This window comes from Ottowia thiooxydans DSM 14619 (genome assembly GCF_000422885.1).
In the GTDB taxonomy this organism is placed as follows: domain Bacteria; phylum Pseudomonadota; class Gammaproteobacteria; order Burkholderiales; family Burkholderiaceae_C; genus Ottowia; species Ottowia thiooxydans.
In genome coordinates, this window is record NZ_AUGX01000063.1 from 1 (window position 1) to 17,980 (window position 17,980).

Below are 17,980 nucleotides of genomic sequence, written 5' to 3' on the forward strand. Positions count from 1 at the left end.
AGGGGCAGCCAGTACGCCAGCCGCGAGCATCAGCAGTTGCTGGCACGCCATGGCCTGCGCGCGAGCATGAGCGGCAAGGGCAACTGCTGGGACAACGCCGTGATGGAGCGCTTCTTCCTGAACCTCAAGATGGAACGTGTGTGGCAGCGCGACTACGCCAACCACGCTGAAGCCGCTGCCGACATCTGCGACTACATCGTCGGCTTCTACAACAGCCGCCGCCTGCACTCGAGCCTGGGTTATCTGCCTCCCAATGTCTATGAACGACACATGGCAGAACGTGCCCCTATCTAGGTGTCCGAAATTACTTGACCAGCACAAAACGCTGACGCTCTCCACCGGAAAGCTTGTATCCCGATTCGCCGATCAAGGTATTCAAGCCCTGAGGCAGCCGTTCTATGATCTGGGCCGCTTTGGCTTGGGAAAGGGCTTGCATGATCTGCTGATCACTCGCGTCGGGGCGTACGAACTGCAGGTTCTCGCGCACTGTACCGGCGAAAAGCGTGGTCTCCTGCGTCACATAACCTACTTGGCGGCGCGCCTCGTTGTAGCGCAGGCGGCGTGCATTGATTTCATTGAACAGCACGGCCCCTTCGTCAGGCCTGTACAAGCCTAGAAGCAGCTTGATCAAGGTCGACTTCCCGGAACCGGAGGGGCCGACAAAGGCAATGGTGTCACCTCTTCGGGCGTGGAAGCTCACCCCATCGATAGAGTTTTCCCGTGCGCCGCGGTGGCGAAACACGACCTGCTCAAAACGCAATGACTCTATCGGCCCGAGCTGCACCGCGTCTGGCGGCCGACGCTCCACTGGTTTGGCCATCAGTTCCTCGAAATTACTCATGGAAGAACTGGCCTCGCGCCAAGTCAGGATGATGGTGCCCAATTCTTGTAGGGGGGCGAGAATGGCCACCGAGATGAACTGCATGGCAATCAATTCACCCGTAGAAAGTACGTCCCGAAAAATCAACCACAGAAGCGTAAACAACACGGAGAGCTTGAGTATGCTCAGGGTGGAGCCTTGCAGAAAGCTCAGCCACCGAATCCGCCTGACCTTGGTCATCTCAAGCGCGAAGATTTTCTCAGTTTCCGCCTGCATTCGCCGAATCTCCCTGTAGGTGAGACCCAGGCTTTTGATGAGCGCTACATTGCGCAGCGATTCCGTAATGAATCCCGCGTTCTTCGTGGTTTCCCGGTTGATTGATCGCTGTTGCGTACGAATTTGCCGACTAAGCAGGCCGCTCAAGCCACCCAACACCAACAAGCCCACCAAAAACACCGGCACCAATAGCCAGCTCTTGGTCACCGCATACCAAAGCAAAAATCCAAGCCCCACTACCGAGGCGTACAGAACGTTGATGAAAGCGTTAATAAAGCGCTCGGTATCCTGGCGCACGCGCAGCAGCAGCGACAAGGTTTCGCCAGAACGAACGTCTTCGTATTCCTGAAAGTTCAGGCGCATGGTCTGGCGCAGTCCGTCATTGAATATCTGCGCACCAAAGCGCTGCACCACCATGCGCGTGACGTACTCCTGTAGCGCCCGAGCGGCCCGCGAAGCCAGTGCGACGATGACTGCCAGCGCCAGCAGCGTCAGCGCACCGCGTACGAGCTCATCGTCAGGCTTGATCCCCTTCTGGCTTGCATACTCATCGATCAGCTTGCCAAAAATGATGGGATCGACCAGCGCGAGGATTTGACTGAGCCCAGCGAGGAGCAAAGCCATCGTGGCCAACCGCCATTGGGGTTTGAGGTACTTCCAGAGCATTCGCATGGAGCGATCATCCCCCCTTTGGAATTCCAGGCTCAGATAAAGGCGAATCTCGTGACTCGAACGCGTGTTCTAGCGCCTGACGCGAGCCTGCCTACGCCATGCGGAAAGCGTCAAGTCCTGGGAGCCAGAACTTTCAGCAACCATTGATTCAGATCACTCACTTCTTGCGCGCAAACAGAATGGGACATGTTGTACTCATGCCATTCGACGGGGTAGTTCAGCGCCTGCAAGGCATCTCGCGAGGCGATGGCGCGCTGGGGCACAACCACTTCATCTTGGCGGCCATGAGCTTGAAATATCGGCACATCTGCGTTTGCTTTGCTGCGCTCTGCAGACAGCCGACCTGCCAGCGGCAGATAACCTGACAGCCCTGCAACACCCGCCAACCGCTCGGGGTAGCGCAAGCCGGTCAGCAGCGCCATGGCGCATCCCTGTGAAAAGCCCGCAACAACAATGCGCTCAGCAGGAATACCCCTGGCCTTCTCACGCGCCAGGATCGCCTCAATGGCCACGCGGGAGCGATGCAACCCTTCTGCGTCTTCGGTAGAACGATCAGGAAATATGTCGTACCAGGCGGGCATGACATAGCCACCATTGATAGACACAGGAATTTGGGGCGCGTTAGGGAAAATCCATCGCACCGGGCCCACGCCCCGCAGATCAATCTCACTCACGAACGGCACGAAATCGTTGGCGTCAGCGCCAAGTCCATGCATCAAAACGATTGCGGCGCGAGGCTCCGGGCCAGTTTCGAACTCAAGTGTGTGTAGGGGAGAAAGATCTGTCATGGTCATGAGATAAATACCAATTTGCTTTCAAAGATACCGCCCGAACGGGGTTTATCGATCAAACGCAACTCAGCAAAAATGGAAAAGCAGGCTTTGATGTTAACGGGCCAGCACCGGCCAAAAGGGACAGTACCACCTTTGAACACGTTCTCAGGAAGTTCATCCGCAATGCCTTCCAGTCACATTACCAAACCGTAACGTAAGCGTCACCCCCAAAACCCACCCGTTTTCCTAGCATCGCACCCTGTGAACAGTGCTCGAGGCCAGTTTCGCTTCGCGGTAAGGACAAGCTAGGACAAATGGGGGATGCAATGAACGAGCGTTTGGATATGGAATGCCGCGGAGAGCGGAAAAGCCCGATTTTCAACAACTCACGTTGGGTCGCGGTTATCGGACCGGTGGTGTCGGCTGTAGCCCTATTGGGTTGCGGAGCCTCTGACTCCCCTCCTTCTGCCCAGCCAAAGCCCAAAGCTGCGGTTCAAGCTGAGAAAAACGAGGTAAGAATTCAGCCCGCTTCTGCGCGAATGCTGGACATCGAGCCCGTGGCGGATCCCCAGGGCATCCAAATGGCCTGGGCGCCCGCACGCGTGGCGTTCAAGGAAGATCGTGTGACAGCGGTTTCCGTGCCTGTGGCCGCCCGCGTGCAAACCATCGAGGCTCATGTGGGCGACGTCGTCAAACAAGGCGACGTACTGGCCACCCTGGTCAGCTCCGATGCCTTGCGTACTCGCCATGAGATGGCTGCTGCGCTCACGGCGCAGGATGTTGCGTCCGCTGAGGTACGGCGCCAACAAACCATGGTCGATAAAGGCGTGGGCGTAGATGTCGAGCTGCGTGCAGCCCAGGCGCGACAGCGTGAGGCAACCCAGGAGTTGAACCGTGCCCGGGGCACTGCAGCTCTTCTGGGTGGCGGCGCGGGAGACAAGCTCGTGGTGCGTGCGCCACGTGCTGGCGTGGTGGCGGAGCGCAAAGCCATGCTTGGCGGTGCAGTTGAGCCCGGCGCTGAGCTATTTTCTGTGGGTGACCCGCAGGGATTGAACCTGGTAGCGGAGGTGTTTGAAACCGACATGCCCGGTATTCGCAAAGGCAGCGCCGTACAGGTGGTTGTGCCGCAGTTGCCCAAACCTCTCACAGGCAAGGTGCTTCACCTGGGGGCCACGCTAGACAAGGATTCTCGCCGCGTCAACGTGATCGTGAACCTGGATGTTCAAGACGCCGCGTTGCGCCCGGGTATGCAGGCACGTGTGGGCATTCAGGTATCCAACCAGAATCAGATGCTCATTCCCGTGACAGCCGTGCTGATCAAGGACGAAAGCCGCAGCGTGGTTTATGTGCAGCGCGAAGAAGGTTTGTTTGAAGCCCGCGCGATTGAGCTAGGTCAGCCAGCGCGGGGCCTGGTGCCTGTGATCTCGGGCCTCAAGCCTGGCGAAAAAATTGTGGTGCGCGGTGGAATGCTGTTGGACGGCGCCGCCGCTCAGTTGCTCTGAACGCGGCGAAGGGATCTAACGAATGTTGCGCTCTCTTATTGCGTTCGTCGTGCATAGGCGCCTTGTGGCCTTGTGCGCCACACTCGCTATAGCCGTTTTTGGGGTGTATGCCTATTTGCATACCGCCATCGAAGCTTACCCCGATGTCACCAATGTGCAGGTGGGCGTGATCGCCCAAGCACCCGGCTTGGCGCCCGAGGAGGTGGAAAGACAGATCACTCAGCCACTGGAACGTGAGCTGAATGGAACACCAGGATTGATATCGCTGCGCTCGGAGAGCTATTTCGGCCTCGCGATGATCAACCTTGTCTTCGATGACAACGCCAAGAGCTTCACCGCCCGAGCCGAAGTGGCTCAGCGCCTGCCGCAGGCAAACCTTCCGGAAGGCGTGACGCCCGAGATGGCGCCAGATTACACGCCTCTGGGCAAGATCTTCTATTACCGGTTGAAAAGCGAGCGTCACAACCTGGCCCAATTGCGGACCGAGCAAGAATGGCGTGTGGTGCGGGTGCTCAAGCAAGTGCAGGGCGTGGCAGACGTCGTCAGCATTGGCGGGTTCGTCAAAGAGTTCCACGTGGAGGCAGATCCTGACAGACTCTACGCCATGGGTCTCACGCTGGAAGATGTGAGCCAAGCCATCTCCAAATCCAACCGCAACGTGGGCGGTGGCTTGATGCGGCGCGGTGAGCAATCTCTCATCATTCGAGGGATTGGCCTGCTGCGCACGCCTCAGGATATTCAAAATGTGGTGGTCACCCTGCGTGGCGGCGCGCCTGTGACCGTGGGAGACGTGGCGCGCGTACTGCAATCGCACACACCTCGCCAGGGATCTGTGGGCATGGATGAGCACGACGACGTGGTGCAGGGCATTGTGCTGCTCAAACGCGGTGAAAACCCCTCTGTGGTGCTGGATGCCATTCACGTCAAGGTGAACGAGCTCAACAATGGTGGCTTGCCCGAAGGGATGAGCATGACCACCAACTACGATCGCTCTGATCTGGTGGGCCATACGCTTGCCACCGTGCAGCACAACCTGCTGTTCGGCGCTACGTTGATTGTGGGGGTGCTGTGGCTCTTCCTGCGTAGCCTGCGAGGCTCCCTCATCGTAGCCACGGTGATTCCGCTCTCTCTGCTGACGGCATTTATCGGCCTCTACCTGTTGGGCATGCCTGCCAACCTCATCTCCATGGGGGCCATCGATTTCGGCATCATGGTCGATGGCGCGGTGGTGCTGGCGGAAAACATCATCCGCAATGCGCGCCAGCGAAAACCCACAACCAGCCGGGAGATGCGGGAAATCATCATTGATTCTGCGGTAGCGGTGGCTAAACCCACGCTTTTTGCGATGGCTATCGTGATTGCCGCACTGATCCCCGTGTTTTCGCTTCAAAGCATTGAGGGGCGCATTTTCCGCCCGCTGGCCCTGACCTACAGTTTCGCGCTGCTGGGTGCATTGGTGTTCGCCATGGGCTTGGTGCCGGCGCTTTGCGCGCTCTTTCTCAAGCCCAAGCATGTGATGGTTGACGAGCCCAAGATCTTTGACACGGTGCACCACGGCTATCAGCGTTGGATCTCCGCGGTGGTCGCCACAGGGCGCAAGCGGGCGGGCGTACTGGTGACCGCTCTGGTACTTCTGGTGGCAGGAGGCATTTCTGTCAAATTCCTGGGGACGGAATTTTTGCCTGAACTCGATGAGGGCGACGCCTACGTGCTGGTGCAAATGCCTGCCTCTATTTCACTCGAAAAAGGCCAGGAAGTGCTGCGCGATGTGCGTAGTCGCTTGAAGGTTTTCCCGGAAGTGATCTCGGTAACCACCGAGCAGGGTCGCCCTGAATCAGGCACTGACAACGAGACACTGAACCTGGCCAAAGCCCTGGTACGCCTAAAGCCTCATGGCGAATGGCGCAAGGGCATGAGCAAGCCAGATCTGATTGAACAAATGAGGGCAACGCTAGGCGAAATCCCCGGCGTGGCGTTCAACTTTGCGCAACCGATCCGAGACAGCGTGGAAGAATCCACTTCGGGCGCACGCGGACAAGTGGTGCTCAAGGTGTTCGGATCTGATATCTCGCAATTGCGCCAGATTTTGCAAAAAACCTTGAGCGTCGTGAAGGGCATTGATGGCGTAGTGGATCTGGATCTATACCGCGATGCGCCGGCTCCGCAAGTGCACGTGGAGTTTGACCGCCGCGCCTTGGCACGCCAGGGTATCGCCATGGAAACCGCTCAGACGACGTTGGCAGGCGCCTTGGCGGGCGACGTGGCCACCACACTGTGGGAAGGCGAATACGCAGTGCCGGTGCGTGTACGCCTTCCGTATGTGGACCGCATGGATGAGGAACGCATTCGCAATATCGCCATTCCGCTCCCTAACGGTGGATCGGTGCCGCTGCACGCGGTAGGAACGGTGGGGGTCAAGATTGGCAACTCCTCGATCTTCCGTGAAGGCAATGCGCGTTACATGGCGCTCAAATTTAACGTGGAAGGCCGTGACATTGGCTCGGTGGTCAAAGAGACCTTTGCGCTCTTCAACCAAAACGTGAAGCTGCCAGAGGGCTACCAGGCTATTTGGGGTGGCGAATGGGAGAACCAGCAACGCGCCGCCGCACGCCTGAAGATCGTGGTGCCGCTGTCCCTCCTGGTGGTCTATGCCCTGCTTTTCAGCGCGCTGGGTCAAGCGCGTAGCGCCAGCGTGATCCTGCTGTGCGCCCCCTTCACCATGGTCGGGGGCCTTGCGGCACTGCATCTGGCGGGGATCGATCTATCGATTAGCGCGGCTATTGGCTTCATCGCCTTGCTAGGCCAAGTGGCTCTGGCGGGTTTGCTGGTGATTTCCGCCGTGGAAGAACTCCGCCGCCAGGGCATGCCCATGATGCAAGCCTTGGTAGAAGGTACAGCAGAGCGCATGCGTTCCGTGGTGCTGGTGGCGTTGCTGGCTTTGCTGGGGCTATTGCCCATGGCGCTATCCACCGGTGTTGGCAGCGAAACGCAACGCCCTTTCGCTTCAGTGATTGTGGGAGGCATGGTCGTGCTTCCAATAGTGGCCCTGGTGTTGCTGCCCGTGCTCTACATGCTGTTTGGGCCCCGAAACATGATGACGCAAGAGGAACGTGATGAAGCCGCGCAGAATGATTGAAACTCAAATCTCCAACCTCGTGAGCCGCAGAGCCGGTAAAGACAGTCTCACAGGATCGGCACCGTGCAGCCACATCCAGCGACTCAGCTCTTTTGCGCCCTCGTCCAGCCAAGGCTTGCTTAGCGTGTTGGTAGCAACCGCTTTGGCATGGGGGGGCATGCCAATGAGCATCTCGCATGCTGCCTCAGCGGATGTGGCTGTGCAAACGGCTACCGAGCAAACGCCCGCTCCGCAGCATCCAGTCACGCTGGAGGAATACCTGCGCCTGGTAGTGCGCAATCAGCCTGCGCTTGCTGCCGAGCAGTTGCAAGTCAACCTTGCGCGGGCTGATTCACGCACCGCGCGCGCCTTTCCGAACCCCTCTATAGCTGTTTCTCGCAAGCCCGGTGAGCGCGAGTGGAGCGTGCAGCAGCCCTTACCGATCTTCGGGCAACGCAGCGCGCGCATTGAGCAGGCGCGCAAGGGCGAGACTACCGCCGCTGAGCACGCACGTGCCGCAGTGGCCACCACCCTGGATGAAGCAGCTCAGGCATTCAACGAGCTGCTTGTGGCGCAGCGCCGCTTACTCATATGGCAAGAGGCGTCGCAGGAGCTGGACAAAGCGGGGCGCATTGTGCGCGGGCAAATAGATGCCGGCGCGCGCAGCCGCTACGACGGCGCACGCCTGAGTCTGCAACAGGCTCGTATGGCGATGGAAGTCTCCAAAGCAGGGGCCGCAGTGCAGGAGGCCGGTGCGCGCGTGGCAGCCCAAGCGGCTTTGCCCGTTTGGGTACCGCGCGCTGAAGGCAGCCTGCAAGCCGGCCCCACCCCGAAAGCCAATGACTTCGACCGGCTCTGGGAAACCACCAGCGCGCAGCTTGCCTCCTTGCGCAGTGCGCAGGCAGACTTGGATCAAGCCCGGCACAAGGTGGAGCTGGCGCGCCGAGAGGCCATACCCACACCTTCTATCGGCGTCACGCGGGTCACGAATCGATTCGATGGAAATTACACGCAATTAGGCATTTCCGTGGAGATCCCATTGTTCGACCGCCAACGTGGCGCCATCGATCACGCAGGCGTTGAAGCCGACCAGGCTCGCTTGCGCCGCGATGCGGCGCTGCTATCCGCGCAATCCGGGTTGCGCACGGCATTGCAGCAATTAGCACTCAGGCATGCCAACGTAGTGGCCTACGAACGCGAGGGCTTGGCTCAAATCGCCCCGCTCCGCCAAATGGCCCAGGATGCCTACCAACTTGGCAGGGGCGGCATCCTGGATCTCATTGATGCGCTCGAATCCATCACAGAACATCGAATAGAGCACTTGGACCTCGTCAAGGATCTATTGGATGCTGAGTGGCAACTGCGCGTGGCGAGCGGCAACTTGCCCGATATCCAGCCTTAGCACTCTTAGCACGCGTTGACGATCTAAGCGTCAGACACCACCTTCGGCAACGGCGGGAGTTTCTGGATGTTCTATATAGTCAGCGCCAATCATCGCTTTATGCTCTACGCTCTTTCGCATGTATCGTTACCTCATCATCGAAGATGACGCGCTCAACGCGCGCTACATAGCGGACGGGCTACGCGAACAGGGCGCTCAGGTCACTGTATGCGGCGAAGGGGTCCAGGGAATTGCTTTGGCCGTTGGAGAGCAGTGGGATGTCATCATTCTTGATCGCATGCTGGCCCACGGGTTCGACGGTTTGCAGATCCTGCAGACTTTGCGATCGCTGGGTAAGCAAACGCCCGTGCTGGTGCTCAGCGCACTTTCAGCCACAGACGAGCGTGTGCGCGGCCTCAAGGCAGGTTGCGACGATTACCTCACCAAGCCTTTCGCGTTTTCCGAGCTTTCTGCTCGCTTGGAGGCACTCATGCGCCGCGCGCGCATCCCGGCGCCGGAGCGCGATTTGCGGGTAGCTGATCTGCGCGTCAATCTCATGGCTCGAAGCGCCGAGCGCGCCGGCCAGCCATTAGCCCTCCAGCCGCGCGAGTTTCGGCTTCTGAGTTTTTTGATGCAGCACGCGCACCAGATTGTCACGCGCACCATGCTGCTTGAATCAGTATGGGACTACCGCTTCGATCCGCAGACCAATGTGATCGACGTCCACATCAGCCGCTTGCGAGGCAAGGTAGACAAAGGGTTCCAACCCTCGCTGATCCATACCGTGCGCGGTGTGGGCTACAGCCTGACTGACCAGCCTCAATCTTTGCCGCAGGGAGTTTGATGGCACGCCTGCGCCCTTGGAGCTCGCTGGCATTCCGTCTGGCTTTGAGCTATAGCGGTCTGCTGATCTTGACGCTGGCAACCGTATTGGCAGTGTTTTACGTACAAACCGTGGGCGTGCTGCACCTGCGCGCTGACAGGCAGGCTGACAATCACCTGCGTCGGCTGCTGGAGAAGCAGGCCCAGAACGGACAGGCAGCACTGGAGGCTGAGATCCGTGGGATATTGCAAGATGGCCTGAACACAGACACCGAAATCGTGATCCTCGCGGACGCCGAGGGCCATATCCTGATGGGCAATGCCACCACTGAGCCAGTACGCAGGCTAAGTACCCTGGGTTTGCGCGATCTGCACGTGCGTCGTGGCGATGAAATGGTTTTGGCTCGCGTGGCCGTAGCCGAATTACCCAACGGGCAGATGCTGGCGGTGGGGAGCGATCTGAAGGCGCTGCACTACATGGAGAGCTTGATCACCCGAGCCTCCCTGACGGCGGTGCTTGTTGCCCTCGTGCTGGCGGTACTGGGGGCCCGGCTTTTTCGCCGCGTGGTGGGAGACCGCGCCTCCGAAATTCGCAACACCATGGCCCGGGTGGCGGCCGGTGATCTGAGCCAGCGCATTCCCGTGGAAGGCCCTGATGACGAATTCACGCAGCTCAACCGGGATATCAACAGCATGCTCGATCGGCTTGAGCAGCTCATGGAAGGTATACGGCACGTTTCAAACACCATTGCGCACAATTTGCGCACACCCCTCACGCGCATGCTGCTGCAACTGCGCAACGCACAAAATGCGCCCGCCTCGGAGCAAAGTGCCACGCTTGTGAGCGTGACTCAAGAAGTTGAGGAACTGGGCGTGGTCTTCGAGAAACTGCTTCAAATCGCCGAAGTGGAAAGTGGCACCAGTCGCGCCAGCTTCGCACAGGTGGATATGCGAGCCCTCCTCGTAGACGTGGCCGATCTTTATGCTCCTGTGGTGGAAGATGGAGGGGGCAGCCTGCGCGCCGATGTGATTGGCTCTCCAGTAGCATTGGGCGACGGTGACCTGCTTGCCAGTGCAGTGGCCAACCTTTTGGACAACGCTCTCAAATACGGAGGCAGGAACCTCGGCGGCGCAGACGACGAGCAGGCGGTAGACATCATCCTGCGGGCCGCCGAGGTTCCTGCCCAAGGGCCAGGCAGCCCCCGGGGAGTGGAGATTGTGGTCCGCGATCACGGCGCAGGCGTGGATCCACAAGTCTTGGAAAAGATGACCATACGCTTTTACCGAGCCCGTACCGACCAGCGAGGCTACGGCCTGGGCCTTTCCAGCGTGCAGGCCATTGTGCAACTCCATGGCGGCCGCTTGGAGTTTGAGAACGTTCACCCCGGACTCCAAGCGAGAATTTGGCTTCCGGCCGTCCCGGATAGCAGCGTCTCTGACTAGGAGCGTGTTCTAAGAGCCTGTTCAAAGTCTCCTCGCAAAGACTTTGAACAGGCTCTAAACACAGGACGGGCCGCGCCGAGATCGCCGCCATGCCAAAGACCGCCGAATAAAACGGTCACCCCGGGGCTCCGCTGACAAAATCAGCCAATCAACGCAAAATCGCCTCATGACCAAACCACTGAAAGACATCGCCTTTTCCATGCTCGATCTGGTGGCCGTGCGCGAAGGAGGCACTGTCGCCGACGCGTTGGCCGTGGCACTCAGAACCGCCCAGCACGCAGAGCGCCTGGGTTTTACGCGCTATTGGGTCGCCGAGCATCACAACATGATGGGCATCGCCTCGTCAGCCACCGCTGTGCTGGTGGGGCATCTCGCCGGGGGCACAAAGACCATTCGGGTGGGTTCGGGCGGAATCATGCTGCCCAATCATGCCCCACTGGTCGTGGCTGAAGCCTTCGGCACGCTGGCAGAGCTCTACCCTGGCCGCATCGATCTCGGCTTGGGAAGAGCGCCCGGGACCGATCAGATGACCATGCGGGCGCTCCGGCGCAACCGGGTAGAAACGGCCGAGGATTTCCCACGTGAGGTCACAGAGTTACAGCATTATCTGGACGAGCCCTCGCCCAACCAGAAGCTGGTTGCCAACCCCGGGGCCGGCACACGAGTGCCTATCTGGATCCTGGGATCGAGCCTTTTTTCCGCGCAATTGGCCGCAGAACGTGGCCTGCCTTATGCATTTGCATCGCACTTTGCGCCGGCCATGCTGCTACAGGCGGTTGACCTTTATCGGCGTTACTTCAAACCTTCAGCGCAATGTGAAAAGCCTTACGTCATCATTGGTGTGCCCCTGGTGGCCGCACCTACTGACGCAGAAGCCACCTATCTTGCGAGCAGCGTATTTCAGAGGGTTTTAAGCATCTTGCGCGGCACCCGAGGCAAATTACCCCCTCCAATTGAGCATTTTTTCGAGCGCCTGAGTCCTCAGGAGCAAGCCGGCATTGCCGATTTTCTGTCTTGCGCTGTGGTAGGCGGACCAGAAACCATTCGTGCGGGCTTTGAGTCCTTGGCGGAGCAGACAGGTTGCGACGAAATGATGCTGGTGTGCGATGTATTCGATCCGGCCTTGCGCCTGCGTGCGCTGGACATTGCCATGTCCGTGCGAAACGGCGAATTGGTACCAGGTGCAGTAGCTGCCGCATGATTCGTCTGTTCCAGCTAGGGTGCGTCTGTTCGGTACTGGCACTCACGGGTTGCTCAGTGGCCGGAGCAGCAGCAGGCGCGGCAATCAGCGTGGGTGGCGCCGTGGTCTCCACGGGCGTCGTACTCACAGGCAAAGCCATCGGAGCCGGTTTTGATGCCATGTCATCCAAGCCAGAATCTGCGGACAATAGCGGCATCGTTGTGCGAGAGCGCATCAGTGACGCACCTCGTCCTTGCCGGCCGGACGTGGGCGACACCGTAAGCCAAACCCCTTGCACCTGATTGCAGCCTACCCTGCATTGGCACTGGCACAATCCCCGATAGATGATGAACGCGTGTTTGACTCGCGGATAAACTGAAATATCCGGCTAAAATTCGCGCCCTCCCCGCTCTGAACCCGATGCGCTAAAGCGTATGTCGCATGGACTATCCCGGTAATCTCTTCGTTGTAGCAGCGCCCAGCGGTACGGGCAAATCGAGCTTGGTCAAGGCGCTGATGGAGGTCGACTCCGGCGTTGCCCCTTCCGTATCGCACACCACGCGTGCACCACGCGGCCAGGAAAAGCATGGCCGCGAATACTTCTTCGTTGAAAACGCTGAGTTCGACGCCATGGTGACCACTGGTGATTTCCTGGAATGGGCTCACGTTCACGGAAATCGCTATGGCACCTCACGCCAAACCATTGAGCAGCGCATTGGAAGTGGTGGCGATATCGTGCTTGAAATCGATTGGCAAGGTGCCTTGCAAATCAAGCGCCTCTTCGCCAACGCCATTTTGATCTTCGTGCTCCCACCTAGCCTGGATGAACTGCGCGCCCGGCTACTGCGGCGCGGAGAGGACTCTCCTGAAGTGATCGAACTCAGGCTAAATAATGCACGCCTTGAAGTAGCGCAAGCTAGTAGCTTCGACTTCGTTATAATCAATGAGATATTTGAACGCGCGCTTTTCGATCTAAAAGCCATTGTGCACGCCCAGCGGCTGAAATTCAGTGCTCAAAAGAGTGCCCGCGCCGACACGTTCAAGGCCCTAAACATTATTTAATCTCTCGGAGTATCCCAAGATGGCACGCATTACCGTTGAAGACTGCCTGGCGCAGATTCCGAACCGTTTTCAGCTGGTTCTGGCAGCCACTTACCGTGCCCGCATGCTGAGCCAAGGCCACACGCCCAAGCTCGAAACGCGCAACAAGCCCGCTGTGACCGCTCTGCGCGAAATCGCCGCTGGCAAAGTTGGGATCGAAATGCTCAAGAAGGTGCCTTAAGCCCACTGGGCGACAGCGACACCCTCCCTGATCAAAGGCGCCTTTCAAGGCGCCTTTTTTCTTGGCTGCACCGGTAATCAGCCAAGCCGCAGGTAATCAGGCGCTGAAACCAAAAACTCAATAAGAACGTATTCATTGTGGTTGCAAGAGCTTCGAAATGACTACAAATACGCTCTAAAACCCATGAATTTCACTCAAACGTGAAGTGTGCGAGCCCATTGCGCACCCTGGTGACAGATCGGAGTCATATTTCACACTCAAGACGCATTTGTGTGTAGCACAACCGCCCATTTGAACCTGCATTAAGTAGACTTGTTTTCAAGTGTAACAGTGCACTTGCAGGAGAAGATTCATGGGTAATTTAGCCAAACGCAACATGTGTTCCCGCCGTACGGCCATTGGAGCTGTTGCGCTAGCCATGGCTTGCGCGGCTCCCGTGCAGGCCGCTCAAACGCCGCCACCCAGCACCTCGTTCCCAACGACGGCGCTCGTCGAAAATACCGCCCTGGTGCTCAATGGGGTCGGCACTCGTTTCCGGGTGGTCTTCAAGGTCTATGACATGGCCTTGTACCTGCCCCGCAAGGTGAGCACTACGGATGAGGTGCTCGCCCTTGCTGGCCCCAAGAAGATTGATCTGGCTATTTTGCGTGAAGTGAGCAGCACAGATCTGGGTTTGGCCATGGTCAAGGGCATGCGCGCCAACACCACCAAAGATCAATCTGTCCGTCATCTGCCCGCTATGACCAGGTTGATAGAAATCTTTTCAAGCCGAGATAAATTGATGCCTGGCGACCGGGTAAGCATGAATTTCGTGCCCGGTAAGGGTTCATTCTTCTACGTAGGCAACGTGCAGCAAGGGGCCCCTCTCGGCGACACGGAATTTTTCGGAATCGTCCTGAAGATATGGCTCGGCAACTCGCCCGCTGACGCCTTGCTCAAGGATGCGCTACTGGGCGCGTAAGAACGGATTTCAGATCCTGGATTTCTCGAGGCCCCTCGTGGAGCCTCAGAGCCCCCTCTCGGAACAATGCCCTCGCATGCGCTGATTCCGGTTGAATCTGAATGCTGTCAAAATCCCGGGGACCATGGTCGATTCCCTGCTAGGTCTACTTACCCCCCGCCAAAACTGGACTATCTTGACCGGTGCCGGCCTGAGCACGGGAAGCGGTATCCCTGACTACCGCGACGCGAAGGGAGCCTGGAAGCGTGCCTCACCCGTGACATTGCAGGAATTCATGGGGAGCGCTGCGGTTCGCCAGCGCTATTGGGCCCGTAGCCTTATTGGCTGGCCAGTTTTTCGCCAAGCCCGGCCCAATGCCGCTCACCATGCGCTGGCAAAACTGGAAGGCTTGGGGCGTATTGCACAAGTCATTACGCAAAATGTAGATGGCCTGCATCAACAAGCCGGTAGTCTCCAAGTGGTGGACCTGCATGGTCGGCTGGACGCCGTCGTCTGCATGCAGTGCATAGACCGATCGCCCAGAGCAGACTGGCAAAGCACGCTTTTGCAAGCCAATCCACACTGGCAAGTCGGAAATGCCAGCGCTGCGCCTGATGGCGATGCAGACCTGGAAGGCGTGGATTTTTCCGCATTCACGGTACCACCCTGCCCTCATTGCGGCGGCATCATCAAGCCTGACGTGGTGTTCTACGGCGAAAACGTACCCTTGGCGCGGGTGCGCTCGGCCATGGAGAGCCTGGAACGCAGCGATGCCTTGTTGGTGGTGGGAAGTTCACTCATGGTTTACTCGGGCCTGCGTTTTGTCCATGCGGCCAAGTCCCGGGGGATGCCTGTCGCGGCCATCAACCTGGGGGTGACACGGGCTGACGCTGAGCTTGATATCAAACTACAAATGCCCTGTGATGAAGCCTTGACTCATCTGGTCACGCAAATGGAACGAAGATCTGTTCCGTTCTTGAATTAGAACGTGTTCATAATCTATCAGGTGAGCTCAACGATAGATTTGGCTCATGAGTCGGGGAATCATTTGTACTTAAGTTATCTGACGCATTCTTTGGGGAAAAATCGTTTCATGCTGTTGTCTCAACGCGTACCCGCACCGGCGAAAAGGCCTATTCAAGAATGACTGTTTTGGCGTATGCACTTTTATGCAGCATTTGCACGTTTTTTGCGCAAACGGTTAAGCTAAGCGCATGAGTTCGGTGCTTTCGTCCACCCCGTTACCGGCTGGCCCTCCGCCATCCCCTCAATTAGCTGCCGCCAATGCCGCGGCCGCGAGCTTTGCCGCGCTGGAAGCCAAGCTTGACTACCTTGACCCCTCGGATGTTGAGCAGGTGCGCCGCGCCTATCGTTTTGCGGATACCGCCCATTTAGGGCAAATTCGCCACAGTGGCGAGCCCTACATCACCCACCCTATCGCAGTGGCTGCTCAGTGCGCTGAGTGGAAACTGGACGCCCACGCCCTGATGGCCGCGTTGCTCCACGATGCCATGGAAGACTGCGGCGTCACCAAGGCCGATCTCGTGGAACAGTTCAGCACACCGGTTGCAGAACTCGTAGACGGACTTACCAAGTTAGACAAGCTTCAATTCACCACGCGTGAAGAGAATCAGGCCGAATCGTTTCGCAAAATGCTGCTGGCCATGGCGCGTGACGTGCGCGTCATTCTTATCAAGTTGGCTGACCGTACGCACAATATGCGCACGCTGTCTGACATGCCGCGCAGCAAATGGGGACGCATTTCTACTGAAACGCTGGAAATCTACGCCCCCATCGCTCACCGGCTGGGTCTCAATCAGACCTACCGCGAACTGGAAGACCTGGCGTTCCGCCACCTCAAGCCGTGGCGTTACAGCATTTTGTCCAAGGCAGTTGGACGCGCTCGCCAACGTCGGCGAGACTTGATCCAGAAAGTGCAGCATGAGCTGGAAACAGCTCTGGACGAAGCCGGGCTGTCGGCACGCATCGTTGGTCGCGAGAAAGCGCTCTACTCCATCTACACCAAGATGAATGAGAAACACCTGTCATTCGCACAGGTGAATGATCTGTATGGTGTACGCGTGATTCTCTCCAACACCATCAGTTGCTACACCGCGATGGGTCTGCTGCACCAACTCTACAAACCGGTGCCTGGGCGGTTCAAGGATTACATCGCCATACCAAAAATCAATGGCTATCAATCCCTGCACACCACGCTGGTAGGTCCTGCCAGTGTCAACATCGAGTTTCAGATCCGTACTGAACCCATGGATCTGGTAGCGGAATCCGGCGTGGCTGCGCACTGGCTGTACAAGGCGGGTGACAACGACCGCCCTCAGGGCGAACACCTGGGCACTCAATGGCTGCAGTCCTTGCTCGACATCCAGGACGAAACACGCGACGCCGCCGAATTCTGGGACCACATCAAGGTGGATCTCTTCCCCGATGCGGTGTATGTATTCACCCCCAAGGGCCAGATCATGGCGCTACCGCAGGGGGCCACAGTGGTCGATTTTGCTTATGCCATCCATAGCAATATCGGTGATCACATGGTGGCGGCCAAGGTTAATGGTGAGCAAGTGCCGCTGCGCAGCGAGCTTGCCAACGGCGATGTGATTGAGATCATCACCGCTTCTGTCTCCGCACCCAATCCCGCATGGCTGGGGTTCGTGCGCACAGGGCGCGCACGTTCCAGCATTCGCCATCACCTCAAAGCGATGGCTCACAACGAATCCAGTCAACTGGGCGAAAAGCTGTTGGCTCAGGCAGTGCGAGCCGAAGGCCTTGACCATCTGCCAGGCCTGGAGCCCGTGGACAAGCCCATCTGGGAAAAACTGCAGAGATTCACCGGCAACCGTACCCGCGACGAGTTGCTGACCGATATCGGCCTAGGCAAGCGCAGCGCCAATATGGTGGCCAAGCGTCTGGTCACCATGTTGGCCGCACAGGGTCATAAGCCTGACGCCCTGCTTCTCACCCGCGAGCGCTATACCGCGCATGAAAACCTGTCCCAAGGCGCTGTCACACTGGACGGTGGCGAAAACACCTCAGTCAAATACGCCACTTGCTGCCGCCCTATTCCTGGCGATGGCGTCGTGGGCTATCTGGGGCGTGGCGAAGGCCTGGTCGTGCATACCGACGAATGCGCGGTAGCTCGCCGGCTTCAGCATAAAGATGCGGAGCGTTTCATCACCGTAGCCTGGGCAGACGAGCCAGTGCGTGCGTTCGAGGTGGGTCTCGTTGTCACTGTCGTCAATGGCAAGGGCGTTCTCGCCCGAGTGGCGGTGGCACTGGCAGAAGCTGAGGCCGACATCATCCATCTGGGCATGGCCGACGAAGCCGCACAAGACGCGCTTGATCTGCGTTTCGTGGTCACAGTGCGAGATAAAACGCATTTGGACGCTGTGCTGCGCAACCTGCGCCGCACACATTCGGTGCTACGGGCCTCGCGTATCACGCCAGCCGCAGGCTAGGGCGTGTTCACACTAAATTCACCCCCGCGTGAGGTTCTGGCGAGCCGCAATCAAGGCGCAAACCGCAGCCGGGTTGGACACCCGGCGAGGGTTTGCAACGCCGAGTGCGGTTTGCCAGAGCCTCACCCTTCGGGCCGGGGTGAATTTAGTGTGAACACGCCCTAGGATACTGCCCAACTTAAAAATCGCCGGCTCCAAATGAGCCGCAGCGGTCGGTTCACCGCTGGCGATTACCAAGTTCGACAACCTCTTAGAGCCTGTTCAAAGTCTCCTCGCGGTCCTATTGCGCTCGAAAAACAGC

The 17,980-nt window shown here is 58.4% G+C and carries 14 protein-coding genes and 1 pseudogene; 13 read left to right on the top strand and 2 right to left on the bottom strand.

All coding sequences use genetic code 11. The features are described from left to right. The coding region (locus G518_RS0125375) for an integrase core domain-containing protein (protein WP_028604890.1) at nt 1-294 on the top strand (294 nt) is incomplete at its 5' end. A gap of 13 nt (nt 295-307) precedes the next feature. Here the strand turns inward: G518_RS0125375 and G518_RS36945 are convergent. Then, nucleotides 308-1,768 (bottom strand): annotated as a pseudogene (locus G518_RS36945) (ABC transporter ATP-binding protein); the annotation flags it as partial. A 110-nt stretch (nt 1,769-1,878) separates the two neighbouring features. After that, nucleotides 1,879-2,556: an alpha/beta hydrolase gene (locus G518_RS0125385; protein WP_028604891.1), complete on the bottom strand. Its 678-nt coding sequence runs from the start codon at nt 2,554-2,556 to the stop codon at nt 1,879-1,881. A gap of 311 nt (nt 2,557-2,867) precedes the next feature. On the opposite strand from G518_RS0125385, the gene G518_RS0125395 reads away from it, so the two are divergent. From G518_RS0125395 to G518_RS0125450, 12 genes are all read left to right on the top strand, one after another. Then, complete coding sequence (locus tag G518_RS0125395; RefSeq protein WP_084652277.1) at nt 2,868-4,043, top strand: efflux RND transporter periplasmic adaptor subunit; 1,176 nt, start codon at nt 2,868-2,870, stop codon at nt 4,041-4,043. Nucleotides 4,044-4,065: 22 nt separating this feature from the next. After that, complete coding sequence (locus tag G518_RS0125400) at nt 4,066-7,179, top strand: efflux RND transporter permease subunit (RefSeq protein ID WP_028604893.1); 3,114 nt, start codon at nt 4,066-4,068, stop codon at nt 7,177-7,179. Next, nucleotides 7,172-8,560 (top strand): TolC family protein, encoded by a 1,389-nt coding sequence (locus G518_RS0125405; RefSeq protein WP_425414305.1) that lies wholly within the window; start codon nt 7,172-7,174, stop codon nt 8,558-8,560. Before G518_RS0125400 ends, G518_RS0125405 begins: the two co-directional genes overlap by 8 nt. Before the next feature lie 118 nt (nt 8,561-8,678). Then, on the top strand, nt 8,679-9,383 hold the full coding sequence (locus G518_RS0125410) for a response regulator transcription factor (RefSeq protein ID WP_028604895.1): 705 nt from the start codon (nt 8,679-8,681) through the stop codon (nt 9,381-9,383). Next, on the top strand, nt 9,383-10,804 hold the full coding sequence (locus tag G518_RS0125415) for a HAMP domain-containing sensor histidine kinase (RefSeq protein ID WP_028604896.1): 1,422 nt from the start codon (nt 9,383-9,385) through the stop codon (nt 10,802-10,804). The genes G518_RS0125410 and G518_RS0125415 overlap by 1 nt, the downstream gene beginning before the upstream one ends. A 166-nt stretch (nt 10,805-10,970) precedes the next feature. Beyond that, the gene (locus G518_RS0125420; RefSeq protein ID WP_028604897.1) at nt 10,971-12,005 is read left to right on the top strand and encodes an LLM class flavin-dependent oxidoreductase; all 1,035 of its coding nucleotides are present in this window, start codon (nt 10,971-10,973) and stop codon (nt 12,003-12,005) included. After that, a complete protein-coding gene (locus G518_RS36950; protein WP_036596123.1) occupies nt 12,002-12,286 on the top strand; it encodes a hypothetical protein in 285 nt (94 codons plus the stop codon). Before G518_RS0125420 ends, G518_RS36950 begins: the two co-directional genes overlap by 4 nt. A gap of 139 nt (nt 12,287-12,425) precedes the next feature. Next, the gene (gene gmk, locus G518_RS0125430) at nt 12,426-13,046 is read left to right on the top strand and encodes a guanylate kinase (RefSeq protein WP_028604898.1); all 621 of its coding nucleotides are present in this window, start codon (nt 12,426-12,428) and stop codon (nt 13,044-13,046) included. A 19-nt stretch (nt 13,047-13,065) separates the two neighbouring features. Further along, entirely contained in the window at nt 13,066-13,266 is a 201-nt protein-coding gene (rpoZ, locus tag G518_RS0125435; RefSeq protein WP_028604899.1) for a DNA-directed RNA polymerase subunit omega, read from the top strand. Between the two features lie 352 nt (nt 13,267-13,618). Further along, entirely contained in the window at nt 13,619-14,227 is a 609-nt protein-coding gene (locus G518_RS0125440; RefSeq protein WP_051237393.1) for a chalcone isomerase family protein, read from the top strand. A gap of 124 nt (nt 14,228-14,351) precedes the next feature. After that, a complete protein-coding gene (locus G518_RS36955) occupies nt 14,352-15,191 on the top strand; it encodes an NAD-dependent protein deacetylase (RefSeq protein WP_051237394.1) in 840 nt (279 codons plus the stop codon). Nucleotides 15,192-15,420: 229 nt separating this feature from the next. Beyond that, complete coding sequence (locus G518_RS0125450; RefSeq protein ID WP_028604901.1) at nt 15,421-17,679, top strand: RelA/SpoT family protein; 2,259 nt, start codon at nt 15,421-15,423, stop codon at nt 17,677-17,679. Nucleotides 17,680-17,980 lie beyond the last annotated feature (301 nt).

Bases quoted from the DNA above. Each gene is read 5' to 3' on its own strand.
- G518_RS0125385 (WP_028604891.1), bottom strand. From the start codon at position 2,556: ATGACAGATCTTTCTCCCCTACACACACTTGAGTTCGAAACTGGCCCG.
- G518_RS0125395 (WP_084652277.1), top strand. From the start codon at position 2,868: ATGAACGAGCGTTTGGATATGGAATGCCGCGGAGAGCGGAAAAGCCCG.
- G518_RS0125400 (WP_028604893.1), top strand. From the start codon at position 4,066: ATGTTGCGCTCTCTTATTGCGTTCGTCGTGCATAGGCGCCTTGTGGCC.
- G518_RS0125405 (WP_425414305.1), top strand. From the start codon at position 7,172: ATGATTGAAACTCAAATCTCCAACCTCGTGAGCCGCAGAGCCGGTAAA.
- G518_RS0125410 (WP_028604895.1), top strand. From the start codon at position 8,679: ATGTATCGTTACCTCATCATCGAAGATGACGCGCTCAACGCGCGCTAC.
- G518_RS0125415 (WP_028604896.1), top strand. From the start codon at position 9,383: ATGGCACGCCTGCGCCCTTGGAGCTCGCTGGCATTCCGTCTGGCTTTG.
- G518_RS0125420 (WP_028604897.1), top strand. From the start codon at position 10,971: ATGACCAAACCACTGAAAGACATCGCCTTTTCCATGCTCGATCTGGTG.
- G518_RS36950 (WP_036596123.1), top strand. From the start codon at position 12,002: ATGATTCGTCTGTTCCAGCTAGGGTGCGTCTGTTCGGTACTGGCACTC.
- gmk (WP_028604898.1), top strand. From the start codon at position 12,426: ATGGACTATCCCGGTAATCTCTTCGTTGTAGCAGCGCCCAGCGGTACG.
- rpoZ (WP_028604899.1), top strand. From the start codon at position 13,066: ATGGCACGCATTACCGTTGAAGACTGCCTGGCGCAGATTCCGAACCGT.
- G518_RS0125440 (WP_051237393.1), top strand. From the start codon at position 13,619: ATGGGTAATTTAGCCAAACGCAACATGTGTTCCCGCCGTACGGCCATT.
- G518_RS36955 (WP_051237394.1), top strand. From the start codon at position 14,352: ATGGTCGATTCCCTGCTAGGTCTACTTACCCCCCGCCAAAACTGGACT.
- G518_RS0125450 (WP_028604901.1), top strand. From the start codon at position 15,421: ATGAGTTCGGTGCTTTCGTCCACCCCGTTACCGGCTGGCCCTCCGCCA.